The sequence below is a fragment of the Petrimonas sp. genome (assembly GCF_963921705.1).
Classification (GTDB): domain Bacteria; phylum Bacteroidota; class Bacteroidia; order Bacteroidales; family Dysgonomonadaceae; genus Petrimonas; species Petrimonas sulfuriphila.
Genome location: NZ_OY997410.1, coordinates 614,400 through 638,267 on the forward strand (window position 1 = coordinate 614,400; position 23,868 = coordinate 638,267).

At 44.8% G+C, this 23,868-nt stretch carries 21 protein-coding genes and 1 tRNA gene; 17 read left to right on the forward strand and 5 right to left on the reverse strand.

The features are described from left to right. From AACM02_RS02620 to AACM02_RS02655, 8 genes are all read left to right on the forward strand, one after another. Window positions 1-2,712 (forward strand): TonB-dependent receptor domain-containing protein, encoded by a 2,712-nt coding sequence (locus AACM02_RS02620; protein ID WP_339115991.1) that lies wholly within the window; start codon window positions 1-3, stop codon window positions 2,710-2,712. Between the two features lie 48 nt (window positions 2,713-2,760). Next, window positions 2,761-3,918 (forward strand): hypothetical protein, encoded by a 1,158-nt coding sequence (locus AACM02_RS02625; protein ID WP_286849413.1) that lies wholly within the window; start codon window positions 2,761-2,763, stop codon window positions 3,916-3,918. A gap of 122 nt (window positions 3,919-4,040) precedes the next feature. Next, a complete protein-coding gene (locus AACM02_RS02630; protein WP_214062924.1) occupies window positions 4,041-4,526 on the forward strand; it encodes a toxin-antitoxin system YwqK family antitoxin in 486 nt (161 codons plus the stop codon). A 95-nt stretch (window positions 4,527-4,621) separates the two neighbouring features. Further along, window positions 4,622-4,981 carry a carboxypeptidase-like regulatory domain-containing protein gene (locus tag AACM02_RS02635; RefSeq protein WP_214062923.1) on the forward strand — a complete coding sequence of 120 codons (360 nt, stop codon included), beginning with the start codon at window positions 4,622-4,624 and terminating at the stop codon, window positions 4,979-4,981. 264 nt (window positions 4,982-5,245) lie between these two features. Then, a complete protein-coding gene (locus AACM02_RS02640) occupies window positions 5,246-5,416 on the forward strand; it encodes a hypothetical protein (protein WP_214062922.1) in 171 nt (56 codons plus the stop codon). Between the two features lie 118 nt (window positions 5,417-5,534). Continuing rightward, a complete protein-coding gene (locus tag AACM02_RS02645) occupies window positions 5,535-6,869 on the forward strand; it encodes an NADP-specific glutamate dehydrogenase (protein ID WP_286849418.1) in 1,335 nt (444 codons plus the stop codon). A gap of 88 nt (window positions 6,870-6,957) precedes the next feature. Then, a tRNA-Arg gene (locus AACM02_RS02650) sits at window positions 6,958-7,031 on the forward strand. 316 nt (window positions 7,032-7,347) lie between these two features. Beyond that, a complete protein-coding gene (locus AACM02_RS02655; protein WP_214063288.1) occupies window positions 7,348-7,824 on the forward strand; it encodes a CYTH domain-containing protein in 477 nt (158 codons plus the stop codon). Window positions 7,825-7,856: 32 nt separating this feature from the next. Here AACM02_RS02655 and AACM02_RS02660 read toward each other — a convergent pair whose 3' ends face one another. Beyond that, window positions 7,857-8,876 (reverse strand): branched-chain amino acid aminotransferase, encoded by a 1,020-nt coding sequence (locus tag AACM02_RS02660; protein ID WP_332456405.1) that lies wholly within the window; start codon window positions 8,874-8,876, stop codon window positions 7,857-7,859. Between the two features lie 112 nt (window positions 8,877-8,988). Between AACM02_RS02660 and dnaG the strand changes: the two genes are divergently transcribed. The 9 genes from dnaG (at window position 8,989) to AACM02_RS02705 (ending at window position 19,313) form a co-directional block, all read left to right on the forward strand. Further along, window positions 8,989-11,043, forward strand: a complete 2,055-nt coding sequence (gene dnaG, locus AACM02_RS02665; protein WP_339115992.1) for a DNA primase — start codon at window positions 8,989-8,991, stop codon at window positions 11,041-11,043. Window positions 11,044-11,067: 24 nt separating this feature from the next. Next, window positions 11,068-11,970: an ATP-binding cassette domain-containing protein gene (locus AACM02_RS02670; protein ID WP_339117415.1), complete on the forward strand. Its 903-nt coding sequence runs from the start codon at window positions 11,068-11,070 to the stop codon at window positions 11,968-11,970. 4 nt (window positions 11,971-11,974) lie between these two features. Next, window positions 11,975-13,285 (forward strand): ABC transporter permease, encoded by a 1,311-nt coding sequence (locus AACM02_RS02675; RefSeq protein ID WP_339115993.1) that lies wholly within the window; start codon window positions 11,975-11,977, stop codon window positions 13,283-13,285. A gap of 16 nt (window positions 13,286-13,301) precedes the next feature. Next, the gene (locus tag AACM02_RS02680; protein WP_339115994.1) at window positions 13,302-15,377 is read left to right on the forward strand and encodes an alpha-L-fucosidase; all 2,076 of its coding nucleotides are present in this window, start codon (window positions 13,302-13,304) and stop codon (window positions 15,375-15,377) included. Beyond that, complete coding sequence (gene dusB / locus AACM02_RS02685; RefSeq protein ID WP_332456409.1) at window positions 15,374-16,363, forward strand: tRNA dihydrouridine synthase DusB; 990 nt, start codon at window positions 15,374-15,376, stop codon at window positions 16,361-16,363. The genes AACM02_RS02680 and dusB overlap by 4 nt, the downstream gene beginning before the upstream one ends. Window positions 16,364-16,412: 49 nt before the next feature. Continuing rightward, window positions 16,413-16,775, forward strand: coding sequence for a hypothetical protein (locus AACM02_RS02690; protein WP_339115995.1), 363 nt, complete (start codon window positions 16,413-16,415; stop codon window positions 16,773-16,775). A gap of 194 nt (window positions 16,776-16,969) precedes the next feature. Next, entirely contained in the window at window positions 16,970-17,314 is a 345-nt protein-coding gene (locus AACM02_RS02695) for a hypothetical protein (protein WP_214063203.1), read from the forward strand. Between the two features lie 25 nt (window positions 17,315-17,339). Next, window positions 17,340-17,627 carry a Txe/YoeB family addiction module toxin gene (locus tag AACM02_RS02700; protein WP_339115996.1) on the forward strand — a complete coding sequence of 96 codons (288 nt, stop codon included), beginning with the start codon at window positions 17,340-17,342 and terminating at the stop codon, window positions 17,625-17,627. Between the two features lie 243 nt (window positions 17,628-17,870). Next, the gene (locus tag AACM02_RS02705; protein ID WP_339115938.1) at window positions 17,871-19,313 is read left to right on the forward strand and encodes a transposase; all 1,443 of its coding nucleotides are present in this window, start codon (window positions 17,871-17,873) and stop codon (window positions 19,311-19,313) included. 158 nt (window positions 19,314-19,471) lie between these two features. On the opposite strand, the gene AACM02_RS02710 is transcribed toward AACM02_RS02705, so the two are convergent. From AACM02_RS02710 to AACM02_RS02725, 4 genes are all read right to left on the reverse strand, one after another. Further along, window positions 19,472-21,217, reverse strand: coding sequence for a S41 family peptidase (locus tag AACM02_RS02710; protein WP_339115997.1), 1,746 nt, complete (start codon window positions 21,215-21,217; stop codon window positions 19,472-19,474). A 73-nt stretch (window positions 21,218-21,290) separates the two neighbouring features. Next, window positions 21,291-21,899, reverse strand: a complete 609-nt coding sequence (locus AACM02_RS02715; protein WP_214063206.1) for an L-threonylcarbamoyladenylate synthase — start codon at window positions 21,897-21,899, stop codon at window positions 21,291-21,293. A 77-nt stretch (window positions 21,900-21,976) separates the two neighbouring features. After that, the gene (locus AACM02_RS02720; RefSeq protein WP_214063207.1) at window positions 21,977-22,828 is read right to left on the reverse strand and encodes an enoyl-ACP reductase; all 852 of its coding nucleotides are present in this window, start codon (window positions 22,826-22,828) and stop codon (window positions 21,977-21,979) included. A gap of 159 nt (window positions 22,829-22,987) precedes the next feature. Beyond that, window positions 22,988-23,671, reverse strand: a complete 684-nt coding sequence (locus AACM02_RS02725) for an MIP family channel protein (protein WP_332456412.1) — start codon at window positions 23,669-23,671, stop codon at window positions 22,988-22,990. Window positions 23,672-23,868: the final 197 nt, after the last annotated feature.

A 23,868-nucleotide genomic window follows, 5' to 3' on the forward strand; every position in this document is an offset into this window, starting at 1 on the left:
ATGATAAGTAAAGCAAAGGTATTGTTTAGGTTATCTGTTTTACTTTTATTTTTCGTTTCAGCATCCGCTATTTATGCTCAGACGGGAACAATCAAAGGAACAATTGTTGATGCCAAGACCAAAGAACCACTAATAGGAGCTTCGGTTTTGGTCGAAGGAACCACAAACGGGGCTGCCGCCGATCTGGACGGCAATTTCGTTATCAATAACGTATCGGCGGGAACGCACACGCTCGTTGCATCTTACGTGGCATATCAACCGGTAACTAAAACGGGGATTGCAGTAGAAACAAACCGCGAAACGGTGGTGGATTTCGAAATGAACTCCGACGATATCAGCCTCGAAGCGGTTGAAGTGGTCGCACGCGCTAACCGCGAAAGCGAGAATATTCTGCTTCTCGAGCAAAAAAAAGCATTACTTGCCACGCAAGCTGTAGGGGCAAGAGAGCTATCACGCAAGGGGATTGGAAATGCGGAAGCAGCCGTGTCCAAAGTTTCGGGAATATCCAAACAGGAAGGCGTGAAAAATGTTTTTGTGCGGGGCTTGGGCGACCGATACAACGCGACAACCCTCAACGGTTTTCTTGTCCCTTCGGAAGATCCCGAATACAAAAACATCGCACTCGACTTTTTCGGAACCGATATCATTCAAAATGTAGGGGTAAACAAAGTTTTTTCGGGTAGCTCTACCGGAGATGCAGGGGGTGCTATCATAGACATTTCGTCAAAAGAATTGATTAATGACCGGGCTTTTGGTGCCGAAATATCGGGAGGGTTGAACCGGGGGACTATCGGAGTTGATTTCCTGCGTCAGGACGGCTCAAACTACCTGGGATTTGCCAACAATAAAAAACCGAACGAAAACAAGGTTGATTTCGCCAACAGCCTCGATCCAACGGTCATAAAAACACCCGTAAACCACACTTTTGGTATCTCCGGAGGAAAACAATTTAAAGTGGGAGCGGATAATAATCCACTTTCATTTTTTATTGTAGGCTCACACGGAACAAATTATTCTTATACCGGGGAATTGATCAGAAACACCACTTCCGACGGAACCATTTATCAAGACCAGCAAGGCGACAAGTATTCCCAAAACATTAACCAGCTTGTTCTCGGAAATATCAATTTCGGGATTAACAAAGCGCACAACCTGGCGTATAATTTCATGATGGTCCATGCCAATAATCAATACGTTGGGCAATACAGCGGAAAACATACCGAAAGCCATCAAGACAGTAACGATTACACGGGAAGGGCAATCAGACAACAAACGAACGACAATTTACTATTCACGCATCAACTTATTTCCAGCTGGAAATTATCGAACAAAATGAAACTAAACGCCGGGGCATCGTATAACAGGATAAAAGGGCTGGAACCTGACCGTCGCGAAAATTATCTTTCAAAACAGGATGATGGTACCTATATTTTAACGGGAAGTAACCGGCAAAAACGTTTCTTTTCTGAACTGAAAGAAAATGATATAAATACAAAAGTGAATCTTCAGTATAAACTGAATGATGAATTTGACAATACGAACTCTGCCCTGGAAATAGGTTACAATGGACGCTTTGTTGATGACAAGTTTGAGGCTGTAGAGTACAATTTTGACGCTCTTTCGGGAACATTCCCCATAGATAACCTGCAATTGGATGATTTATATAACCAGGCCAACTACGAAAGTGGAAAATATACCATGAGCGTTGGTGAATTAAATACCTACAACGTTAAAAAAAATGTCCATTCAGCATATGCGGAGGCTACATATCAATTGACTTCTCCTCTTACCGCGAATGTGGGTTTACGTGTAGACAATGTGGATATGACCGTTAACCATCGTGTTCAACACGTGGACCCTGGAAGGGAATCTATCAAAAAAACCTATTTTTTGCCCAGTTTGAATCTGAAATATGATTTGAACGATAAAAACGCAATACGGATGGGCTTGAGTAAGACATACACATTGCCGCAATCGAAAGAGATTTCACCCTATCAATATGTGAATATCGGCTTTGCCAGTCAAGGTAATCCTAACCTGAAACCGTCTGATAATTACAATGCTGATCTTAAATGGGATTATTATTTGAGCCCTTCGGAATTGTTTACCGTTACCGGATTTTTTAAACACATTGTCAATCCTATCGGACGAGTGGATCAGGGTAATTCAGCCGGATTACTCTCCTATTCAAACATCAGCGCGTTTGCAACTGTCGCCGGTATAGAGGTGGAGTTGAGAAAAAACTTGATCAACAGAGTGAATACTGCAACTTCAAAAGTAAACCGGGTATCCCTGGGATTGAATGCTTCGTATATTTATACGGATCTCGAAGTTGATATCGTTAACACACCGAGAAGAAAAGCACAGCTGGAAGGAGCTGCACCGTTTATAGGAAATTTCGATGTTTCTTATAGTTATTCAAATCGCGATAAAAATTTACTTGCTTCGGTCGTTTTTAATTATTTCAGTAACAGGGTACATACAATCGGTACACGCAACTACGGCAATATCATAGAAGAAGGAGTTCCCACGATAGATTTCGTGTCTTCCTACAAATTTAACAAGAACTTTACCGCGAAATTTAAAGCATCAAACTTGCTGGATCCTTCGCTTAAATTATCCAGAAGAATGAATTCAAGCGGTGAAAACATTATCCTGAATAAATACAAAAAGGGTATTAACCTCAGCTTAGGAGTAAGCTATGATTTATAACTGACGAATACGAACAACTAATCAACTAAATTTTTAAACTGTATTAAAATGAAAAAGTTTCTTTTGAGTATTATGATGATGGCCACAATTTCAGCTCCTGCAGTTCTGACTTCTTGTGGCTCCGATGATCCGAAACCCGAACCTCCGGTAACCGAGTCGGAACTGAAAGGTTCTATAACCACTACCCAAACCCTGGATGCAGCAATTACTTATACCATTACCGGTCCTGTTATTGTTGAAGACGGGGGTGTATTAAACATTCCGGCAGGAACAATGATCAAGGCTAAAAATGGATTCAGCAATTATATTCTCGTATTGCAAGGTGGAAAAATCAATGCGAGGGGTACTGCCGAAAAACCCATTACCCTGACTGCCGATATTGAAAATGCTAAACAAGGACATTGGGGAGGGCTTATTATTAACGGTAAAGCACCACTTTCGGGTGGGACAAAAGGGTCTACCGAAATTAACAGCGCCTATAGTTACGGAGGCGATAACGTTTCGGATAGCTCAGGTGAATTGACATACGTTAAGATAGAATATACCGGCGCCCGTTCGAGTGCAAACGTTGAACACAACGGACTTACGCTGAACGGCGTTGGAAATGGCACCAAGATCGAAAACATTTACATCCCTTATGGGGCAGACGATGGGATAGAATTTTTTGGCGGTAGCGTAAACGTGAAAAACCTGTTGGTGGTTGACTCGGACGATGACATGTTCGACTTTACTCAAGGGTACACAGGAACACTGGAAAACGCATACGGAATCTGGCAAAAAGGTTACTCCAGCTCAGAATCAGACCCTCGCGGAATTGAAGCTGATGGAAACCTGGACGGTTTAAATCCCGATGAGAAAGGGCAGTCCGACTTCACCGTCAAAAACATGACTATCGAACTTAAGCTGGATGCGAGCAGCGATGTGAAAATGCAAATGCAGGATGTCATCAAGATCCGTCGTGGAGCCAAGACTACCGTTACCAATGCTCTGGTGAAAGGCGTTGGCACAGCTATGGATTTAGTTGACTGTACAGACGGTAAAGGTGATGCCGCTGCGGGAACAGTGATAAATCTTACAAATAGCTTAACCTCTCCCATTACCGGCAAAGACATAAAACCGGGTGCAAATGCCGCAACGATAGATATTAAAACCGGAAATACCGGCTGCCCAACCGATGTATTTGCTTGGACCGGATACAAATTTTAATCAGAACAATCGGTTTATAAAAACAGGAGGTATTTCGTGTAAAAACCGGAGTACCTTTTTGTTTTTATGCACCAGGAAATTGTATCTTTGCTATGGAGGTACAACTTAAAAACAAGAATCGTATGAAAAATAAAACAATACTATTGCTGGGTGTTTTTCTTTTAACGTTAAGTGTTCAGGCTCAAGATCAGCAGGGTAATCCTCAAATCTATCAGAATGAAGGAGTCTATTACAGAGACAAGAAACAAAACGAACTTTATACCGGAGATTATCGTGAATATTACGATAACGGCACACTCAAGCTTGAGATGCAGATTAAAAACGGCTTACCCGAAGGAGCTTACCTGATTTATTTCGATAACCGTAAACCCAAAGAAGTGCGTTCTTACAAGGAAGGTAAATTACACGGCCTGTGGCGTACGTACGATATTTCGGGACAGCTCATTTCGGAAGCTGAATACAAGAATGGCGCAAAACACGGCACCTGGCGTATTTGGGACGAATTGGGAAATCAGCGTTACGAAATGAATTACTACGAAGGCAATAAAATCGGCTTGTGGCGTATGTGGGACGACAAGGGTAATCTATTGGATGAGAAAAAATATTAACAAAAACTTAACCGAAACTTAACCGTTCTGTAACATTTATGCCTCACCTTTGTATCGGTTTAAAACGGAAAATTTTCAAAAATTAGATACATAGGATGAAAACAATTTTGGTATTAATCGCAACGGTTTTATTGTCTGTTTCAGTGTATGCTGAAGACAACAAAAACGACAAGAATGTAAAAAGTACTGCTGTTACCGAAGCTGTACGGAAAGTGAATACGGTGGATATATCGGGTTCCGTTGTCGACAACAAAAGTAACGAATCGTTGGCTGGTGCAGCTATCTTCATTGACGGTAACAAATATTATTCGGACTTGGACGGAAACTTTTCGGTTTCGGATCTTAAACCGGGTAAACATACCGTACGTGTGGAATTGATTTCGTATCAACCTTCTGAAATGCAAGTAGATTTGCAGAAAGATAAAGAAATCAACATTGGGCTGATACAGGAATAGGAGATCAGTTGAGAAAACATTGAAAAGTTTGCTTCATAGCAAACTTTTTGTTTTTTATGTCAGGAAAAGTTAACCAAAACTTAACTGAAATGTAGCGGGTTCGTAACAAAAGATACCGATATTTGCAACGTTGAAACAATATTCATTTGGTTCAAAAATAGCAAAAAATCAATTTTTCATTAACTCTCTATGGGTCTTTGTAAATGGTGAAGATGTGAATCTGCACCATTTTTTATTATCTTTGTAAACCACATTGTTCCCATTATGGCAAAACGAACATTTTCACAAACGCAATTCGGCTTCATCGCCATACTTTGGGTGATTTTAGCCGGGTATATCCTTATGAACGCAGAGATAAACGCTATCACGATTATTTCCCTGATCATGTCGGGGATTATTGTATTTGTTCCTGTTTACAGAAATCTACGAAAATAAACTTTTTTCTGTCAAAACATAAAAAAATGATGAAATATTCTTTCATTTAAATTTTTGATACTATTTTTGTATTTCAAAGTGATTGTTTACAAAGTTATCACAATTAAATCCTTTTTTTATGAAGTACGAAGAAATTATCAGTCTGGTAAAAAGACGTTTTCCAAATGAGCCTGAATATCTTCAGGCTGTTGAAGAAGTGATTGAGTCGATCGAAGAGGTGTACAACCAACATCCTGAATTCGAAAAGGCGAACCTGGTCGAACGGTTGATTATTCCCGACAAGATTCATACGTTTCGTGTCACCTGGGTAGATGACAAGGGTAACGTACAAACGAACATGGGATACCGTATACAGCACAACAACGCTATTGGCCCCTACAAAGGAGGAATTCGTTTTCACGCATCCGTGTCTCCTTCCATCTTGAAATTCCTGGCTTTTGAACAAACCTTCAAAAACGCGCTTACCACACTTCCCATGGGTGGTGCCAAGGGCGGGTCAGACTTTTCTCCACGCGGTAAATCGGAAGGTGAAGTCATGCGCTTCTGCCAAGCTTTTACCGAAGGATTATGGCGGGTTATCGGGCCCGATACCGATGTCCCGGCCGGCGATATTGGTGTGGGCGGCCGCGAAGTGGGCTATATGTTTGGGAAATACAAAAAGCTGGCCGGTGAGTTCACGGGAACGTTTACCGGAAAAGGGCGTGAGTTCGGCGGGTCACTTATTCGTCCGGAAGCTACTGGTTACGGAAACGTTTATTTCCTGCTGGAAATGCTGAAAACCAAAAATATCGATATAAAAGGAAAAAGATGCCTGGTATCTGGCTCGGGGAACGTGGCTCAATATACGTGCGAGAAGCTGATCGAGCTGGGTGCAATTCCGGTTACCCTTTCCGACTCCGACGGATACATTTACGATCCTGACGGAATTACATCGGAAAAACTGAAATTTGTGATGGATTTGAAAAACCTCTATCGCGGCCGTATCCGTGAGTATGCAGAGGAATACGGTTGCAAGTACGTTGCTGGTGCCCGCCCGTGGGGTGAGAAAGCCGATATTGCACTGCCTTCTGCCACACAGAACGAAATCGACGGAGACGATGCCCAGTCACTCGTGAATAACGGAATCTTTGCCGTATCGGAAGGTGCCAATATGCCGAGCACCCCGGAGGCAATCGAGATTTTCCAGAAACACAAGATCCTCTATGCTCCTGGGAAGGCAGCCAATGCCGGTGGAGTATCGGTGTCGGGCCTGGAAATGACGCAAAATTCCGAACGTTACAGCTGGAGCGCTGAGCAAGTGGACGAAAAGCTAAAATGGATTATGGGCAATATTCACGAAAACTGTGTAAAATACGGTACCGAACCGGATGGTTATGTAAACTACGTGAAAGGGGCTAATATTGCCGGATTTATGAAAGTAGCCAAGGCGATGATGGGGCAGGGAATTTTGTAATTTTATCGATTTGCCTTAAATTCAGTTTCATAAATTTTTTTTATTCTCAGAATTGCCGTATTTTTGCAGCCTGAATTTGCACAAGGAGGGTCGGGTAGCTCAGCTGGATAGAGCAACAGCCTTCTAAGCTGTGGGTCCTGGGTTCGAATCCCAGCCTGATCACGTTAGAAACGAAACACTTATCAATGAATGTTGGTAAGTGTTTTTTCTTTTTCAAAAAAATGTGGAAAAATTACACACTCTGCCGTTTTTTTGTAAGAAGCCGGTTTGATTTTGTTTTATCGATTACCTTTGTTTCGGATTCATTAATAAACAATAGAATTACGCGCATTGATTTTTATTTTAATCCAACCAAAATCTTAACTATGTTTTTATTTTTTTCGTAGTGATTACGGGAGCTTAAAAACATAGTTTTTTTATTCTTATTATCCCCAACACTTTGTTGATCTCGTTTGTTATATCGTAAAATGCAACCGGTATGGGCTACGAAATCGAACGTAAATTCCTCGTCAGCGGTGAATATAAATCACATGCTTACGACCATTATGTCATGAAGCAGGGCTATCTCTCCCTGTCGGGTATTAGCGTAGTGCGGGTACGTGTGAAGGGAGAGAAAGGGTATATCACCGTTAAAGGCGCTGTGGGAGAAGGGGGGATCACCCGGCGTGAGTGGGAATATGAGGTTCCGCTCCGCGATGCGGAAGAGATGCTGCTTCTCTGTGAAGACGCCGTGATTGAGAAAACCCGTTACCTCGTGAAGGTGGGAAAGCATACCTTTGAAGTAGATGAGTTTGGCGGAGAAAATGCAGGGCTGCAAATTGCGGAGGTGGAGCTGGAGAGTGAAGAGGAATCCTACGAAAAACCCGGATGGTTGGGTCACGAGGTTACCGGTAATGTCCGCTATTACAACTCTTATCTTTCCATCCATCCCTACAGGGAATGGGCTGAGCAGTAACAAAAAAAAGCGGCAATCGCCGCTTTTTGGTTTTATTCAACGATGGTTACCCAACCGTGCGTATCCGGCTCGTCACCGTACTGGATAGCGCGAAGTTTCTTATATAGTTTTTCCGAGATCGGGCCGGCCTTCCCGTCTTTGCAGAATGCATAGGTTTTATTTTCCACCAGGTCGTCGATGCGCAGGATAGGGCTGATTACTGCGGCCGTTCCGCACGCTCCGGCTTCTTCAAAGGTGGCCAGTTCTTCTTCGGGAACACGGCGGCGTTCCACTTTCATTCCCATATCTTCTGCCAGTTGCATCAGGCTTTTGTTGGTGATGGAAGGCAAGATGGATGTTGATTCGGGCGTGATATAGGTGTTGTTTTTGATGCCGAAAAAGTTGGCAGGCCCGCATTCATCCAGGTATTTTTTCTCTTTGGCATCCAGGTAAAGAACCGCAGAATAACCCATTTTGTGGGCTTTTTCACCTGCTGTGAGGCTTGCAGCATAGTTGCCGCCCACTTTAAAAGTCCCGGTTCCGAGTGGCGCAGCACGGTCATATTCGCGCAAGATCACCATGGGTGTAGGCTTGAATCCTTCTTTAAAATAGGGGCCTACGGGGGTTACAAAGATCAGAAAAGTGTATTCAGATGCCGGTTTTACTCCCACCTGTGCACTGGTTCCAATCAGGAGCGGGCGGATATATAATGATGCGCCGCTTTCGTAAGGCGGCACAAACCGTTCGTTTTTCTTCACGGCCAGTAAAACCATCTCTTCGAATAGTTCCACAGGAAGCTCTGCCATCATGATCCCGTGGCACGATGATTGCAGACGTAACGCATTCTCACGCATACGGAAAATCCGGATTTTTCCGTCTTTTCCTTTAAAGGCTTTTAGTCCTTCAAATGCTTCCTGCCCGTAATGCAGACAAGTGGCAGCCATGTGGATGTTTAAAAACTCGGAGGTATCGACTTGTGGTTCACTCCATTTTCCGTCCTTGAAATAGGTGCGGATATTGAAGTCTGTTTTCATATAGCCGAACGATAAATCGGCCCAATTGATCGTATCCATTTTTGTTGTGTTTAAAATAATAAAGTCAGGTTTTATACCCTATGCAAAAGTAACATTTATTTTCAAATTATCCCTTATTGACGATTAATTTCACTATTTTCGTATTCCCAAAATGATAGATTCGCAAACCATAGAACGGATTCAAGACACGGCTCAGATCGTTGATGTGGTGTCTGATTTTGTCACGCTTCGCCGGAGGGGTGTTAACTTTGTGGGGCTGTGTCCGTTTCACGACGACCGGACCCCGTCGTTTTATGTGTCGCCCGCCAAAAATATCTGCAAATGTTTCGCTTGTGGTGAAGGCGGTTCTTCTGTGCATTTTATCATGAAGCACGAGCAGCTTTCCTATTACGAAGCACTGAAATTCCTGGCAAAAAAATACAACATTGAAGTTGTTGAAAAAGAGCTGACCAGCGAGGAAAAGCAAGCCCAGAGCGATCGCGACAGCATGTTCATCTTGAATGAGTTCGCGCGTGATTATTTTGTGAAAAAGCTTCACGACGACCCGGAGGGGAAAGCCATAGGGTTGAGTTATTTCAAAGAGCGCGGATTTCGGGACGACATAATCAAAAAATTTCAGCTTGGTTACAGCCTCGAGCAGCGCGATGCGTTTTCCTCGGAAGCGCAAAGGGCCGGTTACAGAAGCGACTATTTGCTAAAAACCGGACTTTCCGCCGGAGGTGAAAATAACAGCCCGCTGATCGATCGATTCCGGGGAAGGGTCATTTTTCCCGTACATACGTTATCGGGGAAAGTAGTGGCCTTTGGCGGCCGTATTCTCAAAAAGGCGGAGAACACAGGAAAGTACGTAAATTCGCCGGAAAGTGAGATCTACTCCAAAAGCAAGGAGCTTTACGGGATATTTTTCTCTAAAAGTGCCATTGTTAAAGCCGATAAGTGTTTTTTGGTTGAAGGTTATACCGATGTGTTGTCGATGCACCAGGCAGGTATCGAGAACGTGGTTGCATCGTCGGGAACAGCGCTTACGCACGGACAGATACGGATGATTCACCGCTTTTCCGAAAACATCACGGTCCTGTACGACGGCGATGCAGCCGGTATTAAAGCTGCCCTGCGCGGTATCGACCTACTGTTGGAAGACGGAATGAACGTAAGGGTAGTGCTGCTGCCCGAAGGTGAAGATCCCGATTCGTTCGCCCGCAAGCAGAGTGCTGAAGAGTTCAACCGGTTTATCGAAGAGCATGAGCAGGACTTTATCCGCTTTAAAACCCACTTGCTGTTGGATGAGGTCGGGGATGATCCTATCAAAAAAGCCGGGCTTATCACAAACATCGTCCAGAGTATCGCGCTTATTCCCGACAACATCAAGCGCTCCGTTTACATACAGGATACGGCAACATTACTCAGCACGCGCGAAGATGTTGTTATTGCTGCCGTCAATAAAATCAGGATCAGGAACTACGAAAAGAAGAAAGAACAGCACGAGAAGGAGGAATCCCGGGAAACGGCCGTTGGAACGGCATCCTTACCCGGCGATACTGCAGATAACGGAAGCCGTAAGATCTTAACGGCAAGAAACCCTTACGAGAAACCGGAACGCGAACTGATCCGGTACATCATCCGGTACGGGACGCTACCCATTTTTGTGAGGTATGAAAAAGAAAAACAAAAAGTGGAAGACGAAGAGATTGAAGTGGAGGTAACCATCGAGGACGGACCGTCCGTTATCGAAGTTATCCGGTTCGATCTCATGAGGGATAAATTTATTTTTTCAAGCGAAGCCTTTTTTTCCAACACACTATACCGGGCAATTTTTGACGAAGCCTGCGGAAAGGTAAGCGACGAGTCGTTCGTTTGTGACAGGTATTTTCTTACCCATCACGATCCCGGAATCAGCAAACTGGCTACCGATCTTATCAGCGACAAATACCAGTTGAGCAAGATCCACGCAAAATCAATCGGAGAAAGCGAAGATGAGAAAAGCTCACGCCTTCGCGAACGAAATTCACTGGACAAGTTGGTTATCCGTGCCACCACAGAGCTTAAGAATGCTCACGTGATGCAGCGGATAAACGAAGTGAAAAAAAACATAGAAACTGCAGATGCCCAGCAACAAATGGAGTTGATGAACGAACTTAGGCAATTGCAGGATTTGAAGAAAGTATTGGCCAAGAATCTGGGAGAAAGGATAATACTGAGGTATTAGGTATCTACTGAATAACTACAGAATATAATGTATTTAGAAACCACCAACGTTGTAAAACAGTATGCCAACCATTTGGCGCTGAACAAAGTCAGCATCCGGGTTCCCAAGGGGACAGTTTTCGGGCTGCTAGGACCGAACGGAGCGGGGAAAACCACCCTTATCCGCATCATCACGCGTATCACTGCACCCGACAGCGGTGAGGTGCTTATCAACGGACGCCCGTCGAAGAGCGATGACGTCCTCAATATCGGATACCTGCCCGAAGAGCGTGGATTATACAAAAAAATGAAAGTAGGCGAGCAGGCCATGTACCTGGCTCAACTGCGCGGATTATCGAAAGCCGACGCACATCGCGAGCTGATGGTTTGGTTCAGGCGGTTCGATATCGCGAATTGGTACAACCGCAAGGTGGAAGAATTATCGAAAGGAATGCAGCAGAAAGTGCAGTTTATTTCCACCGTCATCCACAACCCCGACCTGCTGATCTTCGATGAACCGTTCAGCGGCTTCGACCCGGTAAACGCCGAGATGATAAAAAACGAAATGCTTCGCCTGAAGGCCGAAGGGAAGACCATTATTCTCTCCACGCACAACATGGAGTCGGTGGAAGCGTTGTGCGACAATATCGCGCTTATTCACCGGTCGCAGGTCGTCTTGCAGGGAAAGGTCTTCGATATCCGGCGGGAACACCGGACCAACATTTTTCGTTTTCGCCTTCGTGACAGCGACTTCTCGTTTGAACATCCCTCCTTCACGCTGGTCTCAAAAGAGCCCTACCACGAATTTACCGATATCCGGGTCAGGAAACAACCCGAAGTCGCCACTAATGAACTGGCGAAACTTATTTTCGATAAATTCGATGTTGTGGCATACGACGAGGAAATACCTACGATGAATGATGTTTTCATTGAAACCGTATCAAGCTAAAATTATGAATACCTTATCATTAGTTATACAACGCGAATACCTTACCCGGGTAAGGAAAAGATCGTTTATCCTCATGACGCTGCTGATGCCGTTGCTGATGGTGGCGCTGTCATTTGTGCCCCTGTGGCTCTCCACCCTGAACGACGGTGCGGTGAAAAACATCGCCGTCATCGACAATACCGGCATCTATGCGCCGTTATTGAAATCCACCGACCTCTACCGGTTTCAAATCATCAACGAAGCGCAGCCAGGCGAGTACCAATCTAAAATAGGAAAAGACCTGTTTGCCATCCTGCAGATTACCGATGACCTGAACAGGAATAGCCAGGCGGTGACCATATTATCTGAAAAACAGACGCCGCAGGAACTGCGTACGATGGTTGAAAGTGCACTGAACGAAAAGGTTATGGAACAGCGGCTGGACGATTTGTCTCGGCAGGGCAACGTAAACGCGGAAGCCATCTCGGAGGTCCGTTCCATCATTGAAGCCGGTTCAGACATTTCCGTGAAAACGATGAAATGGGGAGACGACGGGACAGTGTCGGAATCATCCACCGAGATTGCCACCATTATCGGAATGGTATTTACCATTCTTATCTACATGTTTATCCTGATGTACGGAAACATGGTGATGCAGGCTGTTCTGGAAGAGAAGAAAAGTCGTGTGGTGGAGGTGATGGTTTCGTCGGTGAAGCCTGTCAACCTGTTGGTCGGAAAAATTACCGGGATCGGTTTGGTGGGGATTACCCAGCTCATTATCTGGGGAGTGCTGACCGGGGTGTTGTTTACCTCGCTCTCCCTGTTTATTGCTTCACCACAACAAGCCCCGGGGGCCGTGCCGGCCGAGATGAGCAGCTTCGACACGGAGGGAATCATGAAAGCCGTATTGAGTGTCAACTGGTTTGAGATTATTGTTTACTTTTTGCTTTTCTTCGTAGGGGGATACATCCTGTATGCTTCCATTTTCGCAATGTTTGCTTCGGCAGTCGACAGCGAAGAAGATACATCGCAGTTCATGATGCCCGTAACCCTGATCATCATGTTTGCCTTTTTTGCCGGATTTTACAGTGTGGGCAATCCCGACGGGCCGTTGGCATTCTGGGGTTCCTTGATTCCGTTTACATCACCCATTGTGATGATGGTGCGACTGCCGTTCGGGATTCCGCTGTGGGAGAAACTGCTTTCGCTGGTGCTGCTTTACGGAACGTTTATCCTTATCTCCTTCTTTGCCGCTAAGATCTACCGAGTGGGGATCCTGATGTACGGCAAGAAACCATCGGTGAAAGAGATGATAAAGTGGGTGAAGTACAAGTGATTGAAAATCCTGAGGCATGAAGCAGAAACTCATTTTTTTCCTTTTGTTTGCCGCAAGCCTGGTGAATGCGCAACAAAAACCGTCGCAACGGTGGATCGACCAGAAATTTTCGATGTTTATTCACTTCGGATTGTATTCCGTTTACGGTGGAGTTTACAACGGAGAGCCTGTTCGGCGCGGCTACAGCGAACAGATCCAGTCGTTTGCCGGGATTTTCAGCGACTGGTACGCGAGTACCGCTCAGGAATTTAACCCGGTAAAATGGGATCCCGATGAAATAGTGAAGCTCGCCAAGGATGCCGGAATGCGCTCCATTGTTTTTACATCCAAGCATCACGACGGGTTTTGCATGTACCACTCCCGGCATACCGATTTTAATATCGTGGATGCCACGCCTTACAAGCGCGATTTGATGAAAGAGCTGGCAGAAGCCTGCCGCCGCGGAGGAATCGATTTTTCGGTTTATTATTCCCTTATCGACTGGAACTTTCCGCAAGCTTATCCTATCTCGAGCCACAATGCGGACCAGCTCACGGAAGAACACTACCGGTTCAACCTGAACCAGGTGGAGGAGATCATGACAAACTACGGCGATATTTCGGAAATCTGGTTCGATATGGGTTCACTCACGCTTTCGCAAAGCCAAGGATTGTACGAGCTGGTCAGCCGCCTGCAGCCGCAGTGTATGATCAGCGGACGGTTGGGCAACGATTGGGTGGATTTTGCCGTGATGGCTGATAACGAATATCCCGATTATAAGCTCGGCGTGCCGTGGCAGACCGCCGCCTCCATCTTCCCCGAAACGTGGGGCTACCGCTCGTGGCAGGAGCGGGGAGAGGTTCAGCCGAAAGTGAAAGAGAAGATCGCCAGCCTGGTAAAGGTGATCAGTCGTGGAGGGAATTACCTGCTCAATATCGGCCCCAGAGGTGACGGATCGGTAGTGGAGTTTGAGCGCGATGTGCTGCTCGGTATCGGTAAATGGATAAAAGTGAATGCCGAAGCCATTTACGGTACGAACGCCAACCCGTTCGACCAGCCATTCGCCTGGGGCAGCATAACCACGAAGGGCAACGACCTGTTTGCTTTTGTGGAAAATATTCCTGTGTCGTCCAGCATACGTTTATCGGGCTTTTCCGGAAAGGTGAGCGAGGTACGCCTGCTGGCGTCGGACGAATCCTGCCGGTTTTCCCAAAAAGGAAACTCGGTTGTGATCAATTTGCCACAAAGGATCTCCGGGGAATTTATCCCTGTTTTAAAGATCCGGTTTGAAAACGGATTTAAAGTTGTCCCTTCAACCGTTGTAACCGGTAATGTGCTTTCGCCACAAAACGCCACACCCGTATTCGGCCATTCCAGCTTAAACTATTATGGTGGATATAAGAGCCTGATCGGGTACGGCTGGAGGGTGTCCTCAGGCAAAAGAGCGGGGAGCCCGGAGCTTGTGTATACGGACAATGAACGGGGGCGTCGTCTCCATATCGAGATCGACGGAAAGACACAAGCCGTTGTGCTTAACGGCGGCAGCCCCAGGATCGAAAAGCTGAAAAAGAACACGGTGAAGTGGGGCAGTTTATACAGAAAACCCGGACGCGGCGTGTTTGGATATGTGGAAGAGGAGGGTATGGCTGTCGTGAATGTCCGTGCGGAGGATTCGGGCTGGGAACCCGTCAGTCATTTCCGGTACGGTGAGCCCTACTCCGAAAAAATTCCGCCGCGTCAAAGCATGTTGTTCCTGCAAGAGATTGAATCAGAAAAAGATCAGTCCATAGCGGTGGAGGTAGGCAGTGGAAACGGGGTATATATGTTGCTCAACGGAGCATACCTCACTGCTCATTTATCTCCCTGGCGCGTAAAATTCGGGAAGGAGATTGTCCTTCTTCCCCTCCAGAAAGGCCCGAATCAATTGGTTATAAAACACTATAACGGATACGAGAGAGAGCTGAATTACAGTTTGCGACCTCTCGAAGAATGGTCGATCTACTCCCAACAACTCCCGGGAACGCGGATAAACCAATCGGTTTCCATACGTGCTGCGGATGCGGAGTCGAAAGTGGCACCGTTGAGGATGAACAATTTAAGGATTATAAAATGAAAATAGGAAACATAGCATTTACATCGCGGTATCCCGTTTTTCTGGCACCGATGGAGGATGTTACCGATATTGGTTTTCGGTTGCTGTGCAAGCAGTTCGGAGCAGATATGGTATATACCGAGTTTGTGTCGAGCGACGCACTTATCCGCCACGTGAGGAAAACCAAGGAAAAGCTTACGATCTGTGAGGAAGAGCGTCCCGTAGCTATACAGATTTACGGAAACGATCCCGATTCAATGGTCGAGGCTGCGAAGATCTGCGAGGAGGCAAACCCCGATGCCATCGATATCAACTTCGGATGTCCGGCCAAGAAGGTGGCCGGGAGAGGCGCCGGTTCGGGAATGATGAAAACACCGGGTTTGATGCTTGAGATCACAGAAAAGGTGGTGAAGGCTGTCGGCCTGCCCGTGACTGTGAAGACCCGGTTAGGGTGGGACGAGAACTCCAGAATCATTGTTACGCTGGCAGAGCAGCTGCAGGATTGCGGAATTGCCGCACTCACCATTCACGGAAGGACACGCTCTCAAAAATATACCGGAGAGGCCGACTGGACCCTTATCGGCGAGGTTAAAAACAATCCCCGTATGCACATTCCCATCATAGGAAACGGTGATCTGGTAACGCCGCAGGACTGTAAACGCCGTTTCGACGAAACCGGCGTGGATGCGGTGATGATCGGGCGGGCGAGTTACGGGCAGCCGTGGATCTTCAGTGATGTAAAGCATTTTCTCGAAACGGGAGAGCTGGCTCCTAAACAATCTTTTTCCTGGTACCTCGATGTGTTGAAGCAACAGGTAATGCAGAGTGTGCAGCGACTGGATGAGCGGCGTGGTATTCTCCATATCCGCCGCCATCTGGCAGGGACCCCCATCTTTAAGGGTATCCCCGATTTTAAACCCACCCGCATAGCGCTGCTCCGGGCGAATACCGTGGAGGAGTTGTTTGCCGTGATGGATGAAATTCCTGAAAAGTTCGGGATACGTTAAACAAACAGCCTTCGGGATAGTCAGATTACTAACACTAAAAAAGGACGAGATGAAAAAATTGGGATTGTTGCTGACCGCTTTGATTGCAATTGCTGCCATCGCCCCGGCACAAAAAACGGGAATTATTGCCGACGTGCTGAAAAAGAGCGCCGAAGAGAAAGTGGCCAGGATGCAGGAGATGATCGGTTTTGACGATAACAAGGCCAGGCAGCTCAATGAGCTGGAGTTTACGTTTCTGCTCGATGTGCAGAAAGCGGAGAACTGCTGCCTGTGCAACAGGAAAAAACGGATCGAAAGGTTGAAGCAAAAACGCGACCAGGAATTGCAGCGAATTTTATCACGCGACGAGTATATCCAATACGATGCGGTGGAGAACGAGCGGATAAAGAAACAACCTTTATGGGCTGAATAAATAGGACAACCTTTTTCAATGGGTAACTATTTACTGTTGAGGGCCTTTTCCGATAACAGAAACCCCCGAAAGACGAATGATAGGGTATGAGGAAATTCCGATTGTGGCAATAAAACGGTTGAACTTTTTGCAATATTTATTTATTTACTCTATCTTTGTGTATACATTTGTGTACTCATTAAAAGATAACAGGTATGAATATGAATATTATTACAACAAGAGAAATCAGAAAAGATACGAAAGCTTTTTTTGAACTAGCCGAAAAAGAAAGGGTTTCCATTAAAAGAGGTAAAAAGTATATAAATCTCCTGGTTTCGGACAACCCGGCAAAAAAATACGTAGATGAAGATTGGATAAAGGAATTTATGGCTATTCCTGCTCAATATAGAGTCAATCCGTTTGATCTTAGCCCATCCGGTGATTTGTTTTTTGCCGATAAAAGAAATATAGATCATATTAACAATGCAATAGATCAAGCTAAAAAAGGACAGGTAAAAAAACTCTCCAAAGAAGATCAAGGTAAGTTCTTTAGCTTATAGTGGTTTTTTATCTTAAAAAGATTTTATGGAGAATAAAGAATACGAGATAAAGTACACAGAGCAATTTTATGCTGATGTGGAAGCTCATAAAAAATCCGGCCAAAAAGCTATTCTTATTAAGATAAATTCTCTTATTAACGAGCTGCGTAAGCATCCAACGACCGGAACCGGGAAGCCTGAACCTTTACAGGGCGACCGTCTGGGCCAATGGTCACGCCGAATAACCTCGAAGCATCGATTAATTTATGAAATTAAGGAGTCTGAAATAACAGTATTGGTTCTTTCCGGATTGGGCCATTACGGTGACAAATAAATAAGGCTCCTATTTATTCATAATATTGCGAATTACTTCTTGGCGTTTATCGTCATACATTTCGGTTATTTTCATGGATTGAGAACTTTTTACTGCTTTCAAGTCTGTATTTGTCTTTACTGATGTTTCGCAGTTAAAAATGAAGTTGATAATCAGAGGATAAGAGATAAAAAAAGCAGCATATTTTAGCTAATATATCATTGAAAATGATTATCTTAGCGATGGAAACCAAACCATTAAAATATGCTGCAGGACAAAGATATTAAAAAGATTCAAGAGTTGAAAGCGGACTTTACCCCCGGCAGGGTTTCCGCTGAAGATATTTTTAGCCGCTTCAAGGCGTTGAAGCTAAGCGAAGGTCTTTCTGAGTTCAAATGGTTCAAGACCCGGGGATATGATTTTAAAATGGTCCTGGCCCTGCTGGTCTCCATGGTGGTCAGTTCAGACAAGACGGTCAACTCCTATCTGAACAGCCCCACAGGTGAAGGTTCCACCATGGGCAAGGATGTGTTCTATCGCTTGAAGAACAGTTCCATCATATGCTGGCGGATGCTTATGTGGCATCTTGTGCATCGTTTTCTGACGGTGACGTCCAAAGATAGTGATGTAGATGATACCTCATCCCGTTACCTGATCTTCGATGACACCACCCTGTCTAAAACCGGGAAGCGTATAGAGAAGATCGGGAAGGTATGGGATCATGTAACCAACAGCTACGTGCTTGGATTCAAGCTGTTGGTGATGATGTACTGGGACGGTAAGTCCTCCATACCACTGGATTTCAGTCTTCACCGGGAAAAAGGGAAAAAGCAGGAACGCCCGTTTGGGATGACCAAAAAGCAGATCCGCAAGCAATACAGTTGCAAGCGTATCAAGGACTCGTACACCGCTAAACGTGTGGAAGAACTGGACACGAACAAGATTCAGATGGTCCTGCGGATGTTTTTCACGGCCATCTATCGCGGGCTTCGTGTTGATTACGTCCTGGTGGACAGCTGGTTTACTTGCGATGCGTTGATACAGGCTATCCGGAGTGTGAAGGACAAGGAAGTTCACCTGATCGGGATGTACAAGTTTGCAAAGACTAAGTTTGAGTATCAGGGTAAGAGCCTGACTCACGCCCAGATCAATAACATGCTGGGCAAACCCAGGCGCTGCCGTTCCCTGGGTTACCAGTACAAACAGGCCAGGGTGCTGTACCAAGGTGTTGAGATCTGCCTTTTCTTTAGTCGTCGGGGCAAAAATGACAAATGGAAGGTTTTGTTGACGACGGACACGAAACTGACGTTCAAGGGATTGATCGGGCATTACCAGGTAAGATGGGTTGTGGAGGTGTTCAATCGAGAATCGAAGCAATTGTTGAACCTGGGAAGATGTCAATCCAGTAACTTTGACGCCCAGGTAGCAGAAACGACCATCAGCATGATAGCCTATCTGTTATTGACACTGCGTTTCCGGTACGATAACTACGAGTCGAAAGGGGCACTTTATCGGTCAATGAACGCCGATGTGCTCAGGGAAACACTCGACAGACGGCTATGGGGGCTGTTCATCGAGTTAGTCTGCTCAGTATGCGAGGTATTGGAGATGGATGCCGATGATTTACTTGAAAAAATGTTGGCCAATCCAAAAGCAGAATCCATGATCATTGCACTGTGTTGTTCGGTGATGGTTAAGGACGATTGAGAAATTGTAAAATATAAAATGTTATAGTACAGAGATATAGATAATAATGCATTTCCCTTCTATTTCTTTGTCAATGGTTTGAGGGAAGTGCGAAACATGAGGTCTTTATTATTCGGGTAGCTGACTTTAGGGCTGTCCCGGTAATAAGGCTAAGAGCTTTACTTCCTTAGCAGGATAAGTTTTTGAAAATCGTCTGCCGTTAATTTTATATTATCAATAATTACAGGTTTAGCTTCATCATGCCTATTGACAATTTCTTTACGAATTGTTTGAATACTTCTTGTTGAGCTAGGTTCAACAGGTAAGTAACTGACATTTCCTGAAATTAAATATAAGGCTTGTCCCAAGAAAACGTCTTTAGTGTCTCCAAGCTGTGTCCAGCGATCAATATATCCAAAACCTTCTTCTAAATTATAATCGGGACTTAAATATCCAGGAATATTAAAACTTTTGCTGTCTTTATTGGCATACATCGCTACGATGGGTTGCATTGCCCATTTTTTCAGTTTAGTTTTTTCATCTGTCTTTAAATCGTTCGTATCATATACTGTTGCTCCTAACTCTTTGTCGTATGCGTGGATTGTCCACGAAGCAGTATATTTTCCACCGGTATTACTCCCAATATGAACAACATTCATAAACGACTTTAGACAATGTGTAACAAGTTCCGATGCAGAATAGGAGTTTCCTGTTGCAATAATGTAAACTTTATCTAAATTTAGATTGGCGTCTAACGGATTTTTATCGTTTGAACTATAAGTTCCCAAATAATCTTTTCTATCGTATTTATACTTATCTGCCGGTGCAGCTTCATCATACCACTTATCGAAAGAGGTATTTAATAAATTATTATAATCCATTACAATAAACGGAGATTTATTTTCCACAGCTGTTCTTGGAGCTATCAGAGAACTTAAATAAATGGCCGATGATACGGATCCTCCTGTGTTATAACGTAAATCTAATATCAAATCAGTTATACCCGCTTGTTTAAATTTGTTGAAAGCCTCAAATAAGCGATAGTTGAAATTGTCATAGAAATTTGTGTAAAACAGGTAGCCTACTTTCTTATCGCCTACGGTATAGATATTCTCGTAAAGAACAGGATCTTTATCGCTCTCATCAGGAGTAATGGACACTTCTTTGTCCAGAATAATATTATTATCCAAAAATTTATAAATTGAAAAATTAACCGTACTGTTACCATAAAGCAGATTCATGTCTTTGTCGCTAACATAAGTATATGCACCTCGTTGTTCAGTTGAAATGAGCTGCCCATTTAGTTTTCCTATTAAATCCAGCCTTTTTAAACCCGCTTTGGCAGCCGGAGTATTGTCATATACATATTTAATGTATGCATAAACAACATTATTAATAATTATAAAACCAATATTGTATCCAAACGATAATGATTTGCCTGAGAAATCCGCTAAAAGGGCATTTACGTCGTCGGTGATCCATGACCAGCCGTGTTGCGTATCGGTACTGTTGAGGATCTTGTAAAAATAATTTTCAGGATTGACATCTGCAACGGTGGGCTTTTTGTTTTTCACTTCATCCGCCCAGAAGTAATAGAGCGACATACCGTCGTAAACAAACTGGCTTACTATATTGATCTCTTTGGCTATGGTTGCCGCTCCGGCTACGGTGGCATCCCCAGCATAAATTACGGTTCCGTCCTTCAGTGTCGCAGTGGCTGTTGGAGGATCGGTCTTGTCATCAACCACCGCATTTACCGTTTCGGTCTGTCCGCTGCTGTAAGTGAGGGTGAATGACTTGGTGGCGGGGTTATATGTTGCCGATTGCAGCGTTCCTTTCTCAACGATCGGATCTTTGGTCTCGCAAGAGGAAACCACAATCATCAGGGTGGCGAGGATCGAAAAGAGTGCAACTAGTTTTTTCATAGGGTTGGCTTTTTTATTGTAACGAACATTTGACTGCGAAAGTAACGAAGATTTTAATCGGGAAGTCGATATTTTAAAGATTTAACACTCCTTTTCCCTGACGCACGATCACCGGCTCATCGGAAGTGCAGTCCACTACGGTAGAGGGTTCAATCCCACCAAATCCGCCATCAATAACGATATCGACAATGTCGCTCCATTTCTCGTGGATAAGGTCGGGATCGGTAGTGTATTCGATCTCCTCTCCTTCGTCCTTTACCGAGGTGCTGAGGACAGGGTTTCCGAGCATCCGGGCAATTTCGCGGATTACCGGATTATCGGGTATACGGATCCCTACTGTTTTCTTGTTTTTGTAGATCTTAGGCAGTGACGATGTGGTGGGTAGGATAAAGGTGAAAGGTCCCGGCAGGTTTCGCTTCATCAGCTTGAAAGTAGGCGTATCTACCCGGGCGTATTCACTGATGGCGCTCAGGTCGTTACAGATGATGGAGAGGTTGCTTTTCTGCGGATTGATCCCTTTCAGGTCACAGATTTTTTCTACGGCACGCACGTTCAGCGCATCGCAACCCATCCCGTAAAGCGTATCGGTAGGGTAGACCACGATGCCGCCGTCCCTCAGGGCCGACACTACCTTCTCAATCTCTCTCGGATTGGGATTCTCATTGTATATCTTCAGTAGCATAACGAACACAAAAATATAAAAAAATAGCTTCGATACACTGTCCGAAGCTATTAAATTGTCATTTATGGGAGCCTGCCTCAACTTTCACTGTCTGAAAGCGTCGTGTTTTCATCAAGGCCATTGCTGTACTGTTTCATTGCCCTGAGGCTCATCCCCATGCTGGAGAATCCTCCGTCGTTGTACAGGTTTTGCATGGTTACCTTGCGGGTGAGGTCGGAAAACATCACTACACAGTAATCGGCACAATCGTCCGCGTCGGCATTTCCGATGGGAGCCATTCTTTCGGAGAAATCCATCAGGTCGGTCATCCCTTTTACTCCACTTCCGGCAGTGGTCATGGTCGGCGATTGTGAAATGGTGTTCACCCGAACCCCTTTGTCGCGGCCGTAAATATAGCCAAAACTCCGCGTTATCGATTCCAGCAACGCTTTGGCATCCGCCATATCGTTGTAGCCGTAAAATACGCGCTGTGCGGCAACGTAAGTGAGAGCAAGGATGGAACCTCCCCGCTGAATAGCATCCAGCTTGCGGGCTACCTGCAACATCTTATGGAAGGAGATGGCTGAAATATCCAGTGTCTTGTTCAGTAAATCGTAATCGAGGTCGTCATACGTGCGCTTTTTACGCACATTGGGCGACATGCCTATGGAGTGAAGTACAAAATCAATTTTTCCGCCCAGTATCTCTACCGATTTAGCAAAAACCATTTCCAGGTCTTCTACGTTGGTAGCATCGGCAGGAAGAATTTCGGCATTGAGCTTTTCGCCCAGTTTGTTTGTGTCTCCCATCCGCACGGCAACAGGAGTATTCGACAATGTGATGGTTGCCCCTTCTTCAACGGCTCGTTCGGCCACTTTCCAGGCGATTGACTGATCGTTCAACGCCCCAAAAATAATGCCTCTTTTGCCTTTTAATAAATTGTGATTCATTTTGACTTTTTGTTTATGAAATAAAAAACTGCACAAAAGTACAAATAATGTGCAAACTTATAAACATCTAAACAAATAAAGATCAAATATGTTCTTTCCCTCGCCTTATTTTGTGCTTTTTACTCAAAAATAAGGTTTCTGCAAGGTGAATCATGCGATTCAGGTTGTTTCCATTTCGTTTTCAACGGTAATTCCTTTCCAGACGAAGGCTGCGATAACTGCACCCAGAAAAGGCGCTACGATGAACACCCAAAGTTGAGCAAGTGCAGCACCTCCTTGGAAGATAGCCGGTCCGATGCTTCGCGCTGGATTAACGGAAGTCCCCGTGATGGGAATACAAACGATGTGTACCAGCACCAATGCAAGGCCTATCGCCAGGCCGGCAAACTTGTTCAGTCCGTTTTTTGCTGTAACTCCAAGCACAACCAGAACAAAAATAAAGGTAAATATCGTTTCTGCAACGAAAGCCTGAGCCATTTGTCCTTCTGCAAAACCGTTAGCACCCGTAAGCGTTGAGGTTGAGCCCGATTCTTTTGCCAAAAACCAAAGAATAGCAGAGCCTAAAATGGCGCCTATAATTTGGAATACAATGTACAATCCCGCATCTTTCCCGCTCATCCGGCCGGTCAACAAAACGCCCAACGTGATAGCGGGGTTAATGTGGCATCCCGAAATACTGCCGATAGCGTAAGCCATGGCCACTACAGAGAGTCCGAACGCAAAGGCTACGCCCAATGTCCCTACCGGGTCGAAAGGCTGGCCAGCACCTGCAAACACGGCTGCTCCGCAGCCCATCAACACCAGTACCATCGTACCGATCATTTCTGCTAAATACTTTTTCATAACTTTTTGAATGAATTTTTGTTGAAATTAAACATAGGTAAAACCAAAATTAAGCAGAATTAAGGTTTATGCAGAAGAATACTTGAGCTAATAAAACAAACGGTGATAAATTCCCCATTTACGTTTTTTTGCCCATTTTTTACCTTTTCATCATTCACTAGGCACTCATTCACAAAGGTATGCTTTTTACAGTTTTT